15 protein-coding genes are annotated in these 18,154 nt (G+C 40.9%); 4 read left to right on the top strand and 11 right to left on the bottom strand.

Annotation, left to right across the window (positions count from 1 at the left end; all coding sequences use genetic code 11):
* Positions 1-49: 49 nt before the first annotated feature.
* The gene (locus tag NLX82_RS25280; protein WP_023988688.1) at positions 50-1,309 is read right to left on the bottom strand and encodes a HAMP domain-containing sensor histidine kinase; all 1,260 of its coding nucleotides are present in this window, start codon (positions 1,307-1,309) and stop codon (positions 50-52) included.
* Positions 1,310-1,312: 3 nt separating this feature from the next.
* Entirely contained in the window at positions 1,313-2,008 is a 696-nt protein-coding gene (locus NLX82_RS25275; protein WP_023988687.1) for a response regulator transcription factor, read from the bottom strand.
* A 463-nt stretch (positions 2,009-2,471) separates the two neighbouring features.
* Here NLX82_RS25275 and NLX82_RS25270 point away from each other — a divergent pair, with 463 nt between their 5' ends.
* Positions 2,472-3,380: an arginase family protein gene (locus NLX82_RS25270; protein ID WP_075154216.1), complete on the top strand. Its 909-nt coding sequence runs from the start codon at positions 2,472-2,474 to the stop codon at positions 3,378-3,380.
* Positions 3,381-3,526: 146 nt separating this feature from the next.
* Entirely contained in the window at positions 3,527-4,117 is a 591-nt protein-coding gene (locus tag NLX82_RS25265) for a TetR/AcrR family transcriptional regulator (protein WP_179085402.1), read from the top strand.
* A 79-nt stretch (positions 4,118-4,196) separates the two neighbouring features.
* Here the strand turns inward: NLX82_RS25265 and NLX82_RS25260 are convergent, their stop codons facing one another.
* Together NLX82_RS25260 and NLX82_RS25255 are read right to left on the bottom strand one after the other, a co-directional pair.
* Positions 4,197-4,916 carry a DsbA family oxidoreductase gene (locus NLX82_RS25260; RefSeq protein ID WP_069079927.1) on the bottom strand — a complete coding sequence of 240 codons (720 nt, stop codon included), beginning with the start codon at positions 4,914-4,916 and terminating at the stop codon, positions 4,197-4,199.
* Positions 4,917-4,959: 43 nt separating this feature from the next.
* Positions 4,960-5,607, bottom strand: coding sequence for an NAD(P)-dependent oxidoreductase (locus tag NLX82_RS25255; protein ID WP_028541251.1), 648 nt, complete (start codon positions 5,605-5,607; stop codon positions 4,960-4,962).
* A gap of 219 nt (positions 5,608-5,826) precedes the next feature.
* On the opposite strand from NLX82_RS25255, the gene NLX82_RS25250 reads away from it, so the two are divergent.
* A complete protein-coding gene (locus NLX82_RS25250; protein WP_176716834.1) occupies positions 5,827-6,396 on the top strand; it encodes a TetR/AcrR family transcriptional regulator in 570 nt (189 codons plus the stop codon).
* A gap of 253 nt (positions 6,397-6,649) precedes the next feature.
* On the opposite strand, the gene NLX82_RS25245 is transcribed toward NLX82_RS25250, so the two are convergent.
* Positions 6,650-7,168, bottom strand: a complete 519-nt coding sequence (locus NLX82_RS25245; protein WP_023988681.1) for a helix-turn-helix transcriptional regulator — start codon at positions 7,166-7,168, stop codon at positions 6,650-6,652.
* A 194-nt stretch (positions 7,169-7,362) separates the two neighbouring features.
* Between NLX82_RS25245 and NLX82_RS25240 the strand changes: the two genes are divergently transcribed.
* A complete protein-coding gene (locus NLX82_RS25240; protein ID WP_023988680.1) occupies positions 7,363-7,740 on the top strand; it encodes an EthD domain-containing protein in 378 nt (125 codons plus the stop codon).
* 78 nt (positions 7,741-7,818) lie between these two features.
* Here NLX82_RS25240 and NLX82_RS25235 read toward each other — a convergent pair whose 3' ends face one another.
* The 6 genes from NLX82_RS25235 to NLX82_RS25210 all read right to left on the bottom strand — a co-directional run bounded on the left by NLX82_RS25235 (position 7,819) and on the right by NLX82_RS25210 (position 18,148).
* On the bottom strand, positions 7,819-9,255 hold the full coding sequence (locus NLX82_RS25235) for a glycoside hydrolase family 1 protein (protein ID WP_048481502.1): 1,437 nt from the start codon (positions 9,253-9,255) through the stop codon (positions 7,819-7,821).
* Between the two features lie 24 nt (positions 9,256-9,279).
* Positions 9,280-11,187: a beta-glucoside-specific PTS transporter subunit IIABC gene (locus NLX82_RS25230; RefSeq protein WP_053325476.1), complete on the bottom strand. Its 1,908-nt coding sequence runs from the start codon at positions 11,185-11,187 to the stop codon at positions 9,280-9,282.
* A 221-nt stretch (positions 11,188-11,408) separates the two neighbouring features.
* Positions 11,409-12,242, bottom strand: coding sequence for a BglG family transcription antiterminator LicT (licT, locus tag NLX82_RS25225; RefSeq protein WP_023988677.1), 834 nt, complete (start codon positions 12,240-12,242; stop codon positions 11,409-11,411).
* A gap of 1,745 nt (positions 12,243-13,987) precedes the next feature.
* Entirely contained in the window at positions 13,988-15,556 is a 1,569-nt protein-coding gene (locus NLX82_RS25220) for a glycoside hydrolase family 32 protein (protein ID WP_226887818.1), read from the bottom strand.
* A gap of 72 nt (positions 15,557-15,628) precedes the next feature.
* Positions 15,629-17,248, bottom strand: a complete 1,620-nt coding sequence (locus NLX82_RS25215; protein WP_023988674.1) for an ABC transporter substrate-binding protein — start codon at positions 17,246-17,248, stop codon at positions 15,629-15,631.
* Between the two features lie 18 nt (positions 17,249-17,266).
* The gene (locus NLX82_RS25210; RefSeq protein ID WP_013309484.1) at positions 17,267-18,148 is read right to left on the bottom strand and encodes a carbohydrate ABC transporter permease; all 882 of its coding nucleotides are present in this window, start codon (positions 18,146-18,148) and stop codon (positions 17,267-17,269) included.
* Positions 18,149-18,154: the final 6 nt, after the last annotated feature.

Raw genomic sequence — 18,154 nt, 5'->3', positions numbered from 1 at the left:
TGTTATTATAAAGATCGAAGCTTACAATAAAGTGAAGAGGAAGCTTACGTTATTGTAAGCTTCCTCCACTATCCCATTTATTAAACGAAACTCTAAATTCTGTTCCTAGCCCTAACTGACTTACAACGGTGATCATACCGCCTTGCTCTTCAATAATGGACTTGGATAAAGACAAGCCAATGCCAAGACTTTGCGGCTTTGTCGTTCTTCTCCCTCTATAGAATCGTTCAAAAATGTGAGGCAAATCTTCTGGGGAAATGCCCTCTCCTTGATCTCGAATGATTACTGTCTGGAATAATGAATTTTTTTCTAAAATAACATCAATTCCTCCCTCTAGTGGCGTATGTTCCAGTGCATTTTTAATCAAGTTAATCAAGGCTTCTGTTAGCCATTCTTCATCCGCCCAAACATACATATCTTCTCCACCATGAATGTGAATCTTCTGCTTCCTTTGCTCGGATAACATTCGCAACGAATGTACAGCATGATCGATCATTTCTCTTACTCGAACGCGTTCTATCAGGAACGTTATTGCTCCGGCTTCGACCCGTGCCAGCTTCAGCAAACTGATAATCAGCCATTCCATTCGCTCTAGTTGTTGACGGCCTCGATCCAGAAATTTCGTTCTCATTTCTTCTTTCATATGAGGATCATTTAGCAAATTTTCATTAAAAACGATGAGGATTGCTAGTGGCGTTTTGAGCTGATGCGAAATATCGGAAAGCAAGTTGCGTAGAAACATTTTCTCTTGTTGGAGTTGCCGAAGACTGTTGTGTAACCTTTCGGCCATCGCGTTAAAGTTTCGTCCTAATGCGCCAAAGTCCCCTTCATCATTCTCCGGAAGCGGTTGATCAAACTGATGTTCAACAACTTGCTCCGCTGCAAAGGTTATGGTTCGAATCTTGTTAAATATTTTGCGGTATTCCCATCCCAATAACAGCAGTAATGGAATACTATAAAGCAAAACCTGAGCCGCCGTTTTCATGGGTAAGGCGTTATCCGAGAGTACAGGTTGATCGTTTACGGGCATATCTTCCTTATATGCATATTGAGCCAGGCTGCGTTTTCCCTCTACGATTTCATTTTCTTGTGCACCCTGAGTGATAAAGTGGATAATTTCATTTTCTAGTTGAGGAGCTTGCTTCAAAACATAACCAATCAATGCAGCATTTTGATTAACCACGGCCTTATTGATCTGACTGACTTGATAACTCATATAAAAGAATATGATTACCGCTAACATAACTTGTAATACGATCGCTTTAACAGTAATAGACTTCCACTCTGGATTACGGACGAATTCATTCATGGTTTATCTCCCTACAATATCTGCATTCCATTTATATCCGACTCCTCGAACGGTAATGATGTATCTCGGTACTGCAGGAACATCCTCGATCTTCTCTCTTAACCTTCTGATATGAACTGAAAGGGTGTTGTTATCAATGAATTCTCCTGACATATCCCACAGACTGTTAAGGATGATACTTCTGCTGCAAATTTGCTTGGGGTGAGTCATTAACATCAATAGCAATCGATATTCCAGCCCCGTCAATAAAAGTTCCTGATTGTTTTTAAGAACAATTCCTTCTAGAACTCGAACTTCAATATCGTCGGATATCCATCTATTCGGTTCATCCTTGGGCTTATGATTGCGCCTTAATACGGCTTTCATTCTAGAGAGAAGTTCTTTGGTACGGAGCGGTTTGGTCATATAATCATCTGCTCCCAAATCAAGACCAGCAACAACATTTGTCTCCTCATCCAAAGCTGTCAAAAAAATGATGGGAACCTGGGATAATGCACGGATTTCCCTACACAGGTCATACCCTGAACCATCAGGTAAATTTATATCCAACAAAATTAAATCGACGTCGTCTGTCTTTAATGCCTTTCTGGCTTCTTCCAAGCTACCCGCAAGAACAACGCCATATCCTTCACTTGTTAAAGTATATTCAATACCGAACACCAAATTATCATCATCTTCAACCAGTAAAATTCGATTCATTGAGCACCTCAGTTTAATTCAAGAAAGTTTTTAAAATGCTTACTTATTATAGTACATAATTCCACTTTCAAATAAATGGCGGCGGTAAAACTACACCGTTTTTCCACTGTATCATGAAAGATATCTTTCACAAAGCTGTTTAGTGGAAAATTTATTAAAGATAACTCTGGTTCACCCATTAAACGTCACAAAAAATCATCAACCAATGTGGAATAATTTTTAAGTTGAGAAAGCCTATTTCTAAGCCACAAAAGACATGTAGGTGTCGGGCCATTTTCTTCACATTCTGTGCAATGGCCGTCATCAACGCCTGCCTTTTATAAGCTCAATGATTGTCATTGTATAATCAGCATAATTTCAAATAGGCATTCCCTGTTATTTAGGGTTTGCAATATAAAAAGTAATCTTGTATCATTTTCAGTGAATGAACGATCACTAACTTAAATAAAAGGAGAAATATCTTATGAATGAAATGGATACAAGCCGTACACTGCGTTTGTTATTCCCTCAATGGCAAGGAGGGAACAACCCTCCTTACGTTCTGGGAGCTCACTTGTTAAACTGGCTTGCTCCCAAGTCTAATGGTCCTTTTGAAGAAGTACCCGTCGATCTGAACCCTAATGTAGAAAAAGAACAAGGTATAATTTCCAAAAGTACCGTATTGCAACAAGCTAGATCAGCCAAAAGTCTAATTCATAAACATAACCCTGAACGTATCGTTGTCCTTGGAGGGGATTGCAGTGTAGAACTTGCTCCTTTTTCTTATTTGAATGAGAAATATGATGGAGATGTTGCTCTGTTATGGGTAGATGCTCACCCTGATGTCTCGATCCCTGAAGACTTTGAAAATCATCATGCTCATGTTCTTGCCAATTTGCTTGGGGTAGGTGATCAGGAATTTGTTGCAGAGGTGCCCCATCTTTTTAAACCTGAACAAATCCTATATGTAGGATTGAACGACATGATCGATGCTCTTCACTCAGAGCCCATGAAAAACATGAAATTAGATATTGTAGGTCCCGATGAAATTAAGCAGGATAGTTCTAAAGTGCTCCAATGGCTAGCTGAGAAAAAACCGTCCAAGATTATTATTCATTTTGATCTGGATGTTCTGGATATGAAAGAATTCCGTTCTCTTCTGGTTGCTTATCCGGGAACATACGAAGAATACACCAAGAGCTTCCCACAAGGATCAAGTATGGAAACCATTATCCGAGTTTTGCAAGATGTAGCCAAATCCTATGATGTAGTCGGTCTAGGGATCACTGAACATTTCCCTTGGGACTCTTATTTCTTGGCGAACATGCTGTCTCGTTTACCTCTGCTTGGAGATATTGATAATAAAGAGCGTCCAGTCTTTAATACACTTTAATCCAAATGCAGACTATGGTAATGTACATGGTATGATGGATGTACATTATTTCGCGAAACAAGGAGGTTGCAGGGATAAGAGCCAAGAAGGTATCCCTGTACATTTGAAGTACAATGAATAACTCTGAACCGCCTAAATCGAAACGAATGAAACAAAAAGACGATAGCAGACGCTTGCTCATCGAGGCTGCTGTTCGATGTTTTTCACGCAATGGATTTCACAAAACAGGCATTGTCGAAATTGCAAAAGAAGCAGGAATGAGTGCAGGGAATCTGTACCGCCACTTTCCAAGTAAAGATGCATTTATTATTGCACTGGTGGAAGAAGAACAGCGCCATGCCTTGGCCAAAATGGAATTTAAAGAAACCGAAAAAGATCCTCTCGGACAGATTCTGACGATTATAACTAGTTGTGTCAGTAATCCCGTATATCCTATGGACCAGAGATTATGGATCGAAATTTTGGCTGAAGCTTCACGCAATAAGGGCGTGCGACATGTCTTCAATCAAAGTGATATCATCATGCGTGAATCATTCAAAAATCTGCTTACAAGTGCTATTCATGAAAAACAAGTAGATCCAGAATATGATGTGGAGACCCTTTCTCTCTGGTTGTATGCGCTGATTGACGGCCTTATTGCACGTACAGCCACTGACGAACATTTCAGTTTTGATCACCATATGAGTCAATTCAATCAACTGATTCGCCAAGCATTAAAACCCAAAGAGCTCCAATAAAAGAAACAGCGGTAGCTATGGACGAGAAAATAAAGTCCTAGACTGCCGCTGTTTTACGATTACTTTAATGGCGCCTCCGTCAGCTGTTTTTTGGCGTACAATAACGATCCTCGCAAATATTGCCTGATTCTTGGTTTAGAGTCGTATCTAACGTCATCAGCGGATGTTCCTCGTCCCATACTTTTTGCAGCGTCTCCAGAAACACTTCACTTGATTGTGCGCCTGAAATCGCATATTTGCGGTTGATGACAAAGAAAGGTACACCTGTAGCTCCAAGGCTGCTTGCTTCACGCCCATCTGCACGAACTTCATCCACATATTGCGTGCTTTCCAGCACGTTGAGCGTTTTCTCGCGATCCATACCAGCTTCCGCCGCTATGTCAGCCAGTGTGTCCGCGTCACCGATATGCTTGGAATCTGTGAAATATGCTTTATACAGAAGCTCCAACACTTCCGCACTCTTGCCATAGGTACCCGCAAACTTGATCAATCGATGCGCATCGAGCGAATGAGTAGGGATTATTCGGTCAAATTGAAAATCCACTCCATCACCCTTCGCTTGTTGGGCAAATTGTTTATGCATGGCCTTGGCTTCTTCTCTGCTGCCACCATGCTTTGAAACATACAAGTCGTGTACATCGTAAGCTGGGTATTTCTCGGCATAAGGATCTAGCTGGAAGCTCCGGTACTCCACATTCACTTTATCTTTGGATGCAAACAGCCCCAGCCCGTCCTCGAAACGCTGTTTTCCGATATAACAAAATGGGCAGCCAATATCCGACCAAATCTCTACTTTCATTTCGTTCCTCTCCCTTCACTTGATAAACAGATCGAATCCTTTCTCAACTGTTGTATACAATCGGCATTTGATGAATTAAGGATGGCTCGGAAGCTGCATGATACATAAATTTAGCGATATTTTCTCGGGATACCCCCATTTTGGCTGGCTGATCGCCTAGCGAGTAAGCATAATGAACGTTTTCCTTATGCCTTACATTTGGATTAATAATCCGAACTACTGTCCAGTCTAAAGAAGATCGCTTGATGATTTCCTCAAGCTTTTTCATTTCGTAATAACCATTCGGAAACATCACCTTGGCCATAATTCCCGGTACAATTGTGGCAATCGAATTCCGATCCTTATCAGATTTCAAGGTTGGAGTAGCAAGTGTAATGAGTCGTTTCTTATTTAACTTTCTCATCGCATTTACAATAACCTCATGACCATCCGCAACAGGGGTACCTTTTAATTTTCTGGACGTATCAAGTGCGGGTCCCAATGTACTAATGACGACATCGGCATTCGACAGTGCTTGTTCCACCAAGTCTTGATTAGATAATTGACCCTCGACAACATTTAGCTTCTCATGTTTCTGTCCAATTTTCCCCGCATTTCTAGCATAAAGGGTAACGTTATCCCCGTTTTGAATTGCTACCTCAGTCAAAATTTTCCCAATTGCACCACTACCACCAAAAAGCGTTATGTTCATTAGTCGATCACCTCGATATTTTATTGTTAGATTGCTCTTTTGACCCAATGAACATTTAGGTTACAGCAAAACTTTATCGAACTTTTGTTGAATATATAACGTCCGTTGGTTATTATTATATGGATTATGTTGATTTCTTCAATCGCTAAAAAAGTGATTTTTGTTTTATATTCAACGGATTCGAATAATTTGTTAAATATCTTCTGGAGGCTATACATTATGGGAGTTAAAATCGATCGTAGAATCCTAAAAACAAAGGCAGCCATATTTAATGCATTTATAGGTTTGATCTCGGAGAAGGATTTTGAAGAAATAACTATTAATGAGATTGCGGATCGAGCGAATGTTAACAGGGGAACCATTTATTTTCACTACACCGATAAATACGATCTTCTTAACAAATGCATCGATGAGCATTTGAGCAGAATGATCTCCGTTTGCATCTCAACCGATCCAAATCAGGAAAAGGTTGATTTTATTCATTCTTTGTTACCTGTTTTTCAATACTTTGAGCAGAACCATACGTTTTTCGCTTCCATGCTTTCGAATAAAGGAATCCCTGCATTTCGGGAGCATATGTTAGAGATCGTGACGGGGAACATAAAAGACCAAGTCAATATGGAGGACCTTAATAAGGGGTATGACAAGCTATTGATCACACACTTTATGGCCTTTGCATTCATTGGGGTAATCGAATGGTGGATTATAAATAACATGCCACATTCACCGAAATACATGGCCGAACAGGTATGGGGATTGTTTAAAAGGAATCAGGTGTACCCTTCATAAGCGAGATAACCCGTTCTTTAACTTAAAGATTAGCGAAAACAAGTTATTTGAGAACATCATGTATTACACGATGTTCTCAACGAGTATGAAAAATGAGGTATCACAATTCTGCATAGTTACTAATCGTCCTTCTTCTCCCAAAGAATACTTTATTTTCCTTGAACACCTATATGCTTAATGAAATATGTTAGAGGACCCATGCCGAATCCTGAGCTTGGTGACCCTTTTCCTCAAATACTTTTTTGAAAATGGACTATCTTGATGCTTGGCGTTCATTTCTTATCTTTTGTCTATACATCCCTGGAGCCAAACCAAAATGTTTTCGGAATAGTTTAGATAGATGTGCTGTATCCTGATACCCCACATACTCAGCGATCCAGTTGATGGTGTGATCGCTATTTAGCAGCCAGTGTCGTACCTCCTGAAGTCTAATATGTGTAATGTATTCTTTAAACCCACAATCGGTCTTCTGCTTAAACCACTGACTGAAATAGACTGGATTCAAATGGACTTCAGAAGATACCTCCTCCAACGTTAATGATCTTCTAAAGTGACAGTTTATATAATGTAAAACGCGTTGCACCGCAGGTTCCCCAGCTGTATTGATAAGTCTATCCAAAAGATCAGGTATTTCTGTCATACTTAGAAGCCAATCCGTATCCCCGGGCAACTGATTCACAGTAATGACTTTAGCTCCTGCATAATTCCTTGTGATCAGCTCCTTCACTTCCATGAAATCATTCTCGTCTATTTGTATAAGAAGAACACCCATGAGTTCCTTCCCCCTTTTATGCTCGAAGTATACGAATAGTTTTATGGAATAAAACATAACGTGAAACAGTACACATTCCAAACAAAAATTGATTTGCACCATAAAACTCTAGATTAAGACACTATTAGGATGTTCATTTCCATTGCTATAATAACCATATGTTAAATAAACTAACTCGAGGAGGCTAAACCATAATGGAAAGTATAAAAGAGTTAAATGTATATCCTGAAAAAGGACATAGCATCATGTTTGTGTTCCGAAGAAAACCAGGGATGTCACTTGAAGAGTTTCGCTATCATTATGAATTCACTCATGGAGCTCTTGCTACCAAGCTTCCGGGGCTTATTTCTTATCGGCAGCATCCTACTCGAAAACCGGGGAAGGGAGATGGAGCCTACGTCCCCGACGAAGCACCCTATGATGCTGTTTCGTTATACATCTTCGAAAATGCAGCCGTAGCAGAGGCAGCTTGGGTTTCGCCGCAAGGTTTGTTAGTGGATGAAGATACACTAAAATTTATAGATACTGAGACCATGATTAGTTTGCCTGTTATCCCTCGGCAAGTCCTCTAAATTCATGTTCATAACATTAAATTTGAAACAGCCGAAACACCTCCATTCGTTATGGAACATGTTTCGGCTGTTTTACCTCTACTCTGTAATGATTTTTCCATTGGTAGCGATGACTTCTTTGTACCAATTGAAACTCTTCTTTCGTGTTCTCTCAAAAGTTCCCGATAAATCATCGTGACGATCGACATAAATGAAGCCATAACGTTTACGCATCTCTCCGGTGGAGTTGCTTACGATGTCTATGCATCCCCAACTAGTGTATCCCATGACCTCGACTCCATCTTGAATCGCTTCTGCGACTTGCACAAGATGCTCGCGGATATAATCAATCCGATAGGAATCCTCAACAATCCCCTTCTCATTCGGGACATCTATTGCGCCTAGGCCATTCTCGACAATAAACAAAGGTTTTTCATATCTGTCATAGAACTGATTTAACGTGTAGCGCAATCCCTTTGGATCGATTGACCAACCCCACTCGGAAGCTGAAAGGTACGGATTTTTAACCGCGCTCATAATATTGCCTCTGGATTGCTCATTAAGTTCAGGATCTGTCGTTGCACAGTAACTCATGTAATAGCTAAAAGAAATGAAATCGACCGTGTGTTTAAGTGTCTTCAGATCCTCTTCTGTGATATCGAGATCAATATTGGATTCTCTGAAATAACGCAGTATATACCCAGGATATTTACCTTTGACTTGCACATCTGCAAAGAAGAAATTCTCCCTGTCTTTACGCATGGCTTCCAACACATCCTCTGGTTTAGGTGTAAGAGGATACATTGGGCCACCCGCTATCATGCACCCGATCTGAGCATCGGGAATAATTTCATGACAAGCCTTCACTGCTAAAGCACTTGCAACGAATTGGTGATGGATAGCCTGATAAGTTACTTGCTCAGTTGCCTGATCAGGATAAATTCCTCCTGCAATAAAAGGACCATGAAGCATCATATTAATTTCGTTGAATGTCAGCCAATACTTTACTTTGTCCCCATACCGATCGAAAACAACTCTCGAAAAACGTTCAAAAAGAGTAATCACTTCTCGATTAGACCAGCCACCGTACTTATGGACGAGTCCAAGAGGCATTTCATAATGAGAAAGTGTAACTAATGGTTGAATTCCGTATTTGAGCAGTTCATCAAATAACCGATCATAAAATTCCAGACCTGCTTCGTTAGGAATGGCTTCATCTCCATTCGGAAAAATCCGGGTCCACGCTATAGAAGTTCTTAGTGTTCGGAACCCCATTTCTGCGAACAATGCGATATCCTCGGGGTAACGATGGTAAAAATCAATGGCCTGGTGTTTGAGATATTCACCATCAGGCTTATCCAGGATCTGACCGAATATTCCGTCCGACAACACATCTGAGACAGATAATCCCTTACCATCCTCCAGATATGCACCTTCGATCTGATTCGCAGCCACGGCTCCGCCCCAGAGAAAGTCAGGGGGGAATAAATCCCCCGACGTTTTAATTTCATTCACCGATTTTTTTGTAAAATCCATTGTTTTTCACCCTCCAAATTTTCTTTATCCGATTACCTTCATTAAAGGATCTTTTTCATCAATACTTCCGATTGATTCTGCATTAACATCGACATAGTCATTATAATTAGCTACAATAATAGGAGTTACCGTGTCATAGCCAGCTTTTTTAATCTGTTCTATGTCGAACTCAACCAACAGATCGCCAGCCTCAACATGTTGACCTACTTCAACGTGAGTCTCAAAATGTTGACCATTCAGTTTAACGGTATCTATGCCAATATGAATCAATATTTCTGCTCCACTGTCAGCCACAACAACAATGGCGTGTTTCTTCTTGAAAACAGTCGCGACCGTACCTTTCACAGGTGACACCGCTCTTCCTGTAGTGGGTCTAATTGCAATTCCTTTGCCCATCATACCAGCTGCAAAGGCAGGATCACTGACTTGCGAGAGTTCTACCACTTCTCCATGAATAGGACTAAGAATAGGTTGAACACGATCTGGATTATTAAATTGTACCGTTACGGGTGCTCTAGGATCACTCTCTATCGTCCCTGTAATTGTATTATTCGAAGAGACGGCTACAGCTTCTTTTCTCTCTGGAATATCTTCGAATCCAATAATGAGTGTCAGAACAAAACCAACAACAAAACTAACTGCACAGCCGATCAAGAAATACAGGAATGTGGAACCGAAGAAAAATGGTAACCCTGCAATCGGCCCGGTACCAATTCCCGTGGCACCAACTTTAAACCATCCCATTACTGCACTGCCCAGGCCTCCAGCAATGGCAGCTGCGATCAACGGTTTTTTTAACTTAACGGTTACACCGTAAAGAGCAGGTTCGGTAATCCCGATAATGGCATTCAGTGCTGCTGTTCCAGCTACAGCCTTGAATTCTTTGTTTTTGGTTTTCAAATATACCGCAAGAGTCGCCCCTGCCTGACCCGAATTGGCTGCAACTGCAATCCCCATTATATAGTCAACACCATACTTAGAAAGGGATTGGAACATGACTGGCAAGAACCCGTAATGCATACCTGTGATGACAATCAGCGGATAAAATCCTCCGAGAAGAAGCCCCGCTAGCCATCCATAGTTCATGTATAGTGAAATAAATCCGACGGCGATTCCATTTCCTATGAGTGTACCAGCAGGTCCAAGCGCAATAAGAATGATAGAAGAAACAATCAACAATGTAAGCAGTGGCAAAAAGATAGACTGAAGAACCTTAGGAATGATACGTTTTAAAACCTTTTCCACATAAGACATAAACCACACGCCCAGAATAATGGGTAATACAGACGATGCGTATATGACTGAAGTAATCGGGATGCCAACTAGGGTGACAGGTGATTCACCGTTCAAAAGAGCACCTAAGTTAGGATGAATCAAAACACCCGCAATCGCCCCAGCGACATATTGGTTAGCATTAAACTTTTTCGCCGTACTAAAAGCAAGAAGGATAGGCAAGAAATAAAAAGCCGCATCAGCGAATACAGATAGCAACTTATATGTGCTACTTTCCAAAGATACGAGTTCAAAAGATGAGAGTAATGTGATAATCCCTTTAAGTAATCCCGCCCCGATGATTGCTGGAATGATTGGAGCAAAAATACTTGAGATGACATTAAAGAAGGAATTGAGAATCCCTTTGAAGCCTTTCGAACCTGATGCAGAACTACTATCATCCGCAACTTGACGGTTACCCAGTAATTTTATAAATTCGCTGTGAACATCGGATACCTTATCCCCAACAATAATTTGAAATTGCCCCCCATTGACTGTCGCTCCCATAACACCCTGTATAGCCTGAATACCAGCTTTGTCTGCTTTCTCATTGTCTTTAAGGGTAAGACGCAATCGAGTTACACAGTGAGTTACATCTTTTACGTTTTCTTCTCCACCTAATAAAGGCAGTATTTCTCGTGCAATTTTCTGATTGCTCATGCTGATCCCCCCGGGATTTTAATGAAAAACGGAAACAAAAAAAGACCCAAATTCAACCAACTTACGCCCCGCGGTAGTCGTAAGTTCGTTAGAATTTAGGTCTTGCCTGCTCGAAGCAGTTACAATCCTACTTATCCTAAAGAATTATTCGGTTTGTGAATATGAACATAATTTAGCACGTACTTTGGAATCTGTCAACGCTTACATCAGGTGTAAAGATCTCAACTCCTGTTGACCACTCTTTCAATATGGATCGTCAAATAGAGTAATTCGTCCTTGTTTAAGAGATAATCATAGCTTAGCTTGATGTATTCTTTGATTTTCCAGGCACATTCATAAGATGGCTTATACTTTTCTTTCACAATATTTAGCAATTCCTCATCTTTACTTTCCGTCATAATTTTATTAAACATCCGCTGGGAAAAAAATTTGAGATGAGTTACGAATCTGAAATAGTTAAGCGATTCTTCATCCAAATCAATTCTGAATGTATATTGAACAATGTTTAGGATTTCCTTAATTAATCTTGTGATATTTGCCGCTTCAGGTACATTTTCGTTCATTTGAGCATTAACGATATGGAGGGCAATAAAGCCAGCCTCATCTTCAGGGAGTTCCACACCAAGACGCTCTTTAATTATGGACAGAGCTTCCATGCCGATTCCAAATTCCAATCTATAGAATCGTTTTATTTCCCAAAGGAGTGCATTATGAATATCTATCCCTTGTTGATGACGTTCGATTGTAAAATTAATATGATCGGGAAGCGAAATATATATGCTTTCATTCAGTTTTCGATTCGTTTTCTGCATAGCATAGTTAATAATATCTTCTGTAAGCGACATAACCTCCAACGATATTTTGTTTAATAACGTCTTTAGTCTATCGGTAAGTTCCTTATTCTCAAGGCTAAATACTTTTTCAATTTTGGACTTATCAACGGTGTCGCCTTTTTTCTTTTGAAAAGCAATCCCTAAACCCATAATCACCAATTCCTTGTTGTCTTCATTCATCGCCGTGATCACATTATTGTTGATCACTCTTGAAATCAACATGAATATCCCCCCAATGTTCAAAAAGCATCAAAAAAAGACAAGTCTCCATTGATCACTACGCTTGTCTGAATTGTATGTGATTCTAACATTTTGCTCAAATGAACGTCAATTATCAAATTCAATGTAAGGCTGTGTAGCCATCAACATTTTTGTTGTGCTGCACTTACTACGGACATGATTTTTTTAGCTAAAATAAGACTTCTCAGACAAGTAAGAGACAATTAATAGGCGTCCTACAAACCATATGAACCATATGTTGCAACTTTCCATGCCACCTGGCGAGGATTACGTCAACGCCAGATTTTTCTACTAACCTTTACCACTCTTAATATCATCCTCTGAAAGTCATAGTTAGTTCGAGCGAGGCATCACGAGTATGGCCAGGGATGCTTTCCCACAGCCCTTACTTGGCGGTACTTCCACTCAGAGAAATTTTATATATAGCGAATCAGTGTGATTAATCTACAACACCTCCAAGATTATTCCCGATCTCTCTCATAAATAGGGTATTATCTTGAAGGTGTTTAAATTTTTCCAACACTATGCAATTGTCTGTTACTTTCTGTTAGTTTCCCCAAGTTTAACTCTTCTTTATAGATAGACTATAAAAAACATAGCTATAAGCCCTTTTTTATTTCAAGCTTAGTCCGATTTATAGTAAAAGCCAATTGCAAAATAAAAAATACGTTCCTAAATACCCTATATAATGTGTTTATATATATTTTGTATACTGTATATAGTATATAGTATATAAATTTAAAATAAGTCTAATCTGTCTGGATGTTTCTTGACCATTATTTAATTGCGTACAGCATCTCTTCCCAAGCTGTTATCCCCCTTGAAAAGTCACTTTTAAATTAGAAAACCTATTAATTTATCTCCTTCAAATCACCAATACTGCTCTTAGAAAATCTAAACATAAAAACATGCTCTACTAACACTACTTAGAAATTAATATCTCTTATTTAGGTGATACTACCTAATAGAGGTAATAGATATGGAATAACACATATTGGAGCACAATTTGCCTGAGCTAGGTCATACGGAAGGGTTAATTATCTGTATTAACTGCTAAGCCATTTCCTAAGCAGCCTTATGGATGAGATGCATTTTCAACTTGCAGTAATGGGGATTTTAAACGTGGCGAATTATTCTAACTTGGGAGACTGTATTGCCACCCCATATCCTATAAACATATAACCTTATAAAATCATGTTTTATTAATTTCCATGTTTGATCTTCATTTGATACACTCGAAATCACTTCTAAATATCGTTCTTTTTCTTTCCCGTTCTATCAGCTAGAGTATATTCAAGAAATGAAAACTTGATTTCTAACATATCGTATCTCTTATTAAGTTCAAAGAACTCAAGACCATCAATTATAATCTTCTCTCTCTTATGGAAATTATAATTGAGGATAATTGACCAGGGCATGCACGGACAGATTCTTACGCCTTTCACCACTGCAGAGCAATCGCCCTTATTCACTTTTAATGAGATTGCTCCGTGGTCGTCTTTCGAGTTCTGCTAACTTTCCAAGGATATGAAAACACCCGATACGGTTGTGAGCCGACCGGGTGTTACGTGTCCAGGCAGAAAAATGTTACTTTAATTGGTTTTGAGGACCAAGTTTCAGATACGGATGCACGCAACCGGGCTGTAACCACTTCGTCGAATCAAGCCAATGCTTAACGAGTTCCGTCGTGAGATAATTAAAATTTGAATAATATCAATAGTTAACGTCTAAACATTCTCATTTCCCCAAATGCTTACTAGATCATTGATTTGAAGCGATACGACCTTTAGTTCTCCGCCAATGGCATAGAGTTCCAGCCCCCTGCTTTCCAAGTCCGGGAAAATCATGTCTGAAATGATTGTTTCTCCATGATTTCCGAAGACCTCGACACTTGACCAATCCACGTAAATACTCAGTTGTACCCGTCCATGCTCTGGCTTCATAGGGGCCTTGTGTATTGCTGTGAAATCGGAATGAAAATCAATGGCGCTCGACTTCGTCCGATCGACGAACAAGTCCCCATTCGAGATATTATATCCAATGATCGTCTCCTGATTAGAAGACTTCCGCACTTTAAACCCGAATTCCACGGCAGTGCTGATTTCAAATTCTGCAATAATTTCTGCCTTTGCAGCAGAGAAATCAGACAACACGTTCATACCTGGCTTAATCGTCAAGTCTTGCAGAGACAAAATTGGTTTTCTTAGCTGACTTAATTCACTTATGGGTGCTTGGATTAAGTGAAGTCCCTCCGGATAAGTCCTAAGCTGTAGCTCACGGGGAATTGACATCTTGCCACGCCATTCCTCTGAAGGTAGCGTGGTACCATAACGCCAATTGTTCATCCAGCCGACCCAAATCTTTCGACCGTCCTCGTTTGGAATCCCATTCCAGGTCACGGCCGCGTAAAAGTCTGATCCGTAGTCTACCCATTTAATAGTATCGAAAGATTCCAACGTTCCATCCAGAGCAAATGCCTTACCGTCAAAGTTGCCTATGAAATACATCATGCCAGAACCACCTGCCGGTGGTTCCGGATCATCTGGATTCACACCATTTCTATCCCCGACACTTAGCATCAGAATCCACTTCGTGGTATTAGGATCCTCATCCACTTGGATTTGAAATATATCAGGACATTCAAATATCCCTCGGTGGATATGCGGAATGTCAGAACCGAATTCGCTTGCAAAAGACCATTCTTTCAGGTTTGGAGATGTGTAAAATTCTACACGTTCTCTTACGGCAAGGACCATTATCCACATCGACGATTCATCATGCCAAAACACCTTCGGATCACGAAAGTCTAGCGTTTCCATTGGGAATAAAACCGGGTTACCTTCATATTTTGTCCAGGTTCGACCTTTATCCCTGCTGTAAGCAATGCTTTGCACCTGCGGCTTGCCGGGCTGAGCCCTGTTGCCCTCATTCGTATAAATTGCAACCAATCCTGATCCTTCTTCGTTGAAAAATCCGCTTGTATTGTTCTTATCCACCACCGCACTTCCCGAGAAGATCGCTCCGTCCTCTCCAGGCGGAATTGCCGGTGAGAGTTCGTCCCAATGTATTAGATCCTTGCTTACCGCATGCCCCCAATGCATGCGGCCAAAGTCAGGCTGCGTATCATGGGGCGTATGCTGGTAGAACAGGTGGTACTCTCCTTCATAGTAAACCAAGCCGTTTGGATCGTTCATCCAATTTTTCTCAGGTGAATAGTGGAATTGAGGCCTGTATGTCTCCCTATAATAACTGTTTCGTGATCCTTTTCTGCTGCTACTGTCGCCCGTTAGGAACATGTCTTTAATGGTATCCACTCTCCTATTGATTGTTGATAAGGTGTTTAACAGCCCAACCACCTTTTATATACTTCAGCCTTGATCTTTAAGATATCGGTCGTAGCCTTTCTGCTTGATTTCCAGCCATTTGTCTAGTCCCAGTCTGGACAGCTCGGCCTTATATTCCGCCCATTCTTCTTCCACTTTGCCTGTTTTGATCCATTCTGCCCGTTTGCGGTTAACGTAAGCAAACAAATCGGTTTCCAGTGTGGAGATCTGCTTCTGATCCTCCAGCGAGAAGAAGACTTTCGGGAAATTATGGTCAGCCTTCATATAAGGAACGAGTCTTTTCTTTATGAGCTCGAGCCTCCCCACTGCATCGTCGGGCTTGGTCGTTACTTTTCCGTAATATTCGTCAAGAATTGCCAATGGACCACCGATATTCGTTTTTTGACGCAGCTCGACTGGCGCAGTTCCCTTAAGCGGAAGATGCTTCAGCATATGACTCGCTTCATCGTATTCAAAAATGTTCTGCTGAGTTTTGTCGCCGTAGGTGCCCCAGTTGTCCTGTACGGACTGGATGGGTTCATACAGTTGGTCAATCCATTTTGCTGTAAGCTCAAGATTTTTGTTGTCACTGGTAATCACCATTCTCCCCCGGTCAAAGCCGAGATTGTTCGTGCGGGTCACATTGACTTCACCGCTTGGCCCCGCGAGCGGATTCATCAATTCATATTTATCGTTGTCTCCTGAAATGTTCGCCTTATCCCATTGAAAATAGAGACCATATTTTTCATTCTGTCCTTTGGCCAGATACGTATTGTAATCCTGCTCGAATGACTCTTCGTCAATCAGGTTCAGCTTATAAAGCTCATTAAGGTATTTGATCCCCTCTTTATAACCGTCCTGATCGGCAGTGAAGACCACTTTCCCCTCATTGGTCACTACAGTATGATCGCCGTTGTCCCCAAGACCAAATGATCCAAACAGAAAATTCAGGTCCTCATTGCCGTTATTGAGTATAAAGGACAGCGGGATTTCATCCGCCTGGCCATTTCCGTTAGGGTCGTCATTTTTAAATGCGAGCAGAACTTTTTTTAAATCCTCGGTGGTTTTTGGCATTTTAAGTCCCAGCTTTTTCAGCCACTCCACATTGATCCATGGCATGTCGTTTACAGAATGAATGCTCTCCTTCCCGGCCCCCAGCTCTTCAATCCAAGGAAAAGCATAAATATGCCCGTCCTGTGCAGTTATCATGGATTTGTACTCAGGTGCTTCCTTCAATACCTTCTGTAGATTCGGCATGTATTTATTAATCAAATCCTCCAGAGGGATAATGGTTCCATCCTGTCCGAGGTTCAACAAATCATAGTCGGAATAGCCGGCATCCAGTATGGCATCTGGAAGATCTCCACTGGCAACAGCTAGGTTTCTTTTTTCAATGAAGGAATCGGAGGTGAAGTTGGTAAAATCGATATGCACCCCTGTTTTTTCTTCCAGTCTTTTATAAATCAACTTTTCATTTGGATCGGAAGGTGCCAGCGGCGAGCTTTGAGTCATAAAATGCAAAGTAACTTTCTCTTTAAGCGGCAGAGTAACATTTTCCAGCTTGTAATCTTCGGATGCCGCGGAATTATTGCCTGAACCGCCACATCCGGCAAGCAGTGAAGTAGAAAGTACCAACACAGACAATGTTAGTAATGTTTTTTTCATCTCTATACCCCCGGTTTTTTATTTGATCGAACCTACCATGACACCCTTTTCGAAATACTTCTGGAAGAATGGATACATGACAATCAAAGGCAAACTTGATATGACAATGGCAGAGTACTTAATCATTTCAGACAATTTCTTAAGCTCCGCTTGTGCCATCGCATCGGCAATCATGCCGGGCTGAACCTGATTCTGTATCAAAATGGAGCGGAGTACCAGTTGAAGCGGAAACAGCTTCGGATCATCCAAATAAATCATGGCGTCGAAATAAGAATTCCACTGTCCGACAAAAGCGTATAAAGCTAGAACAAAAATAATAGGCTTGGAAAGCGGCAGGACGATTTTGAAGAAAATACTGAGCTCGGAAGCTCCGTCTATACTCGCCGCCTGGAACAGCTCTTTCGGAAGTCCCTGGAAATAAGTCTTTGCCAGAATAATATTGAATACGCTGATCGAGCCGGGTAGAATAATGGCCCAGACCGTATTCAACATGCCTAAATCCTTAATCACCAGATAGGTAGGAATCAGACCGCCACCGAAAAACATCGTTATCAGGAAAAAGATCATAATGGACCGTTTCCCTACCAACTCTTCAATCGCAAGCGGATAAGCCGCGAAGACGGAAAATAATACGGTTGCGAACGCAAAGGCTGCTGAATAAAAAATAGCATTAAAAAAACCGCGGATCATGGCACTGTTGCTTAGGATTTTGGCATATCCCGTGAGTGTCCAGTCTGATGATGTAATGGCAAACCCTTTGGTAATCAGGGTATTTGGAGTTAAAAAGGACGAAAGCACCACATAGACCAGCGGTAACAGAATAGCGAGAACAAACAAACCAAGTAGAATATAATTGATGATGAGCAGAATCCGGTCCTTCCCGGTGTAGTGAATATCCATAAATAC

This window comes from Paenibacillus sp. A3M_27_13, from assembly GCF_024213315.1.
Lineage (GTDB): Bacteria > Bacillota > Bacilli > Paenibacillales > Paenibacillaceae > Paenibacillus > Paenibacillus polymyxa_B.
Note: the sequence above shows the minus strand (reverse complement) of the source record. Positions and strands in the feature narration are given on the sequence as shown.

What these genes read in the sequence shown, in the direction of transcription:
- NLX82_RS25280 (WP_023988688.1), bottom strand. Translation starts at nt 1,309, where the DNA reads ATGAATGAATTCGTCCGTAATCCAGAGTGGAAGTCTATTACTGTTAAA.
- NLX82_RS25275 (WP_023988687.1), bottom strand. Translation starts at nt 2,008, where the DNA reads ATGAATCGAATTTTACTGGTTGAAGATGATGATAATTTGGTGTTCGGT.
- NLX82_RS25270 (WP_075154216.1), top strand. Translation starts at nt 2,472, where the DNA reads ATGAATGAAATGGATACAAGCCGTACACTGCGTTTGTTATTCCCTCAA.
- NLX82_RS25265 (WP_179085402.1), top strand. Translation starts at nt 3,527, where the DNA reads ATGAAACAAAAAGACGATAGCAGACGCTTGCTCATCGAGGCTGCTGTT.
- NLX82_RS25260 (WP_069079927.1), bottom strand. Translation starts at nt 4,916, where the DNA reads ATGAAAGTAGAGATTTGGTCGGATATTGGCTGCCCATTTTGTTATATC.
- NLX82_RS25255 (WP_028541251.1), bottom strand. Translation starts at nt 5,607, where the DNA reads ATGAACATAACGCTTTTTGGTGGTAGTGGTGCAATTGGGAAAATTTTG.
- NLX82_RS25250 (WP_176716834.1), top strand. Translation starts at nt 5,827, where the DNA reads ATGGGAGTTAAAATCGATCGTAGAATCCTAAAAACAAAGGCAGCCATA.
- NLX82_RS25245 (WP_023988681.1), bottom strand. Translation starts at nt 7,168, where the DNA reads ATGGGTGTTCTTCTTATACAAATAGACGAGAATGATTTCATGGAAGTG.
- NLX82_RS25240 (WP_023988680.1), top strand. Translation starts at nt 7,363, where the DNA reads ATGGAAAGTATAAAAGAGTTAAATGTATATCCTGAAAAAGGACATAGC.
- NLX82_RS25235 (WP_048481502.1), bottom strand. Translation starts at nt 9,255, where the DNA reads ATGGATTTTACAAAAAAATCGGTGAATGAAATTAAAACGTCGGGGGAT.
- NLX82_RS25230 (WP_053325476.1), bottom strand. Translation starts at nt 11,187, where the DNA reads ATGAGCAATCAGAAAATTGCACGAGAAATACTGCCTTTATTAGGTGGA.
- licT (WP_023988677.1), bottom strand. Translation starts at nt 12,242, where the DNA reads ATGTTGATTTCAAGAGTGATCAACAATAATGTGATCACGGCGATGAAT.
- NLX82_RS25220 (WP_226887818.1), bottom strand. Translation starts at nt 15,556, where the DNA reads ATGTTCCTAACGGGCGACAGTAGCAGCAGAAAAGGATCACGAAACAGT.
- NLX82_RS25215 (WP_023988674.1), bottom strand. Translation starts at nt 17,248, where the DNA reads ATGAAAAAAACATTACTAACATTGTCTGTGTTGGTACTTTCTACTTCA.
- NLX82_RS25210 (WP_013309484.1), bottom strand. Translation starts at nt 18,148, where the DNA reads ATGGATATTCACTACACCGGGAAGGACCGGATTCTGCTCATCATCAAT.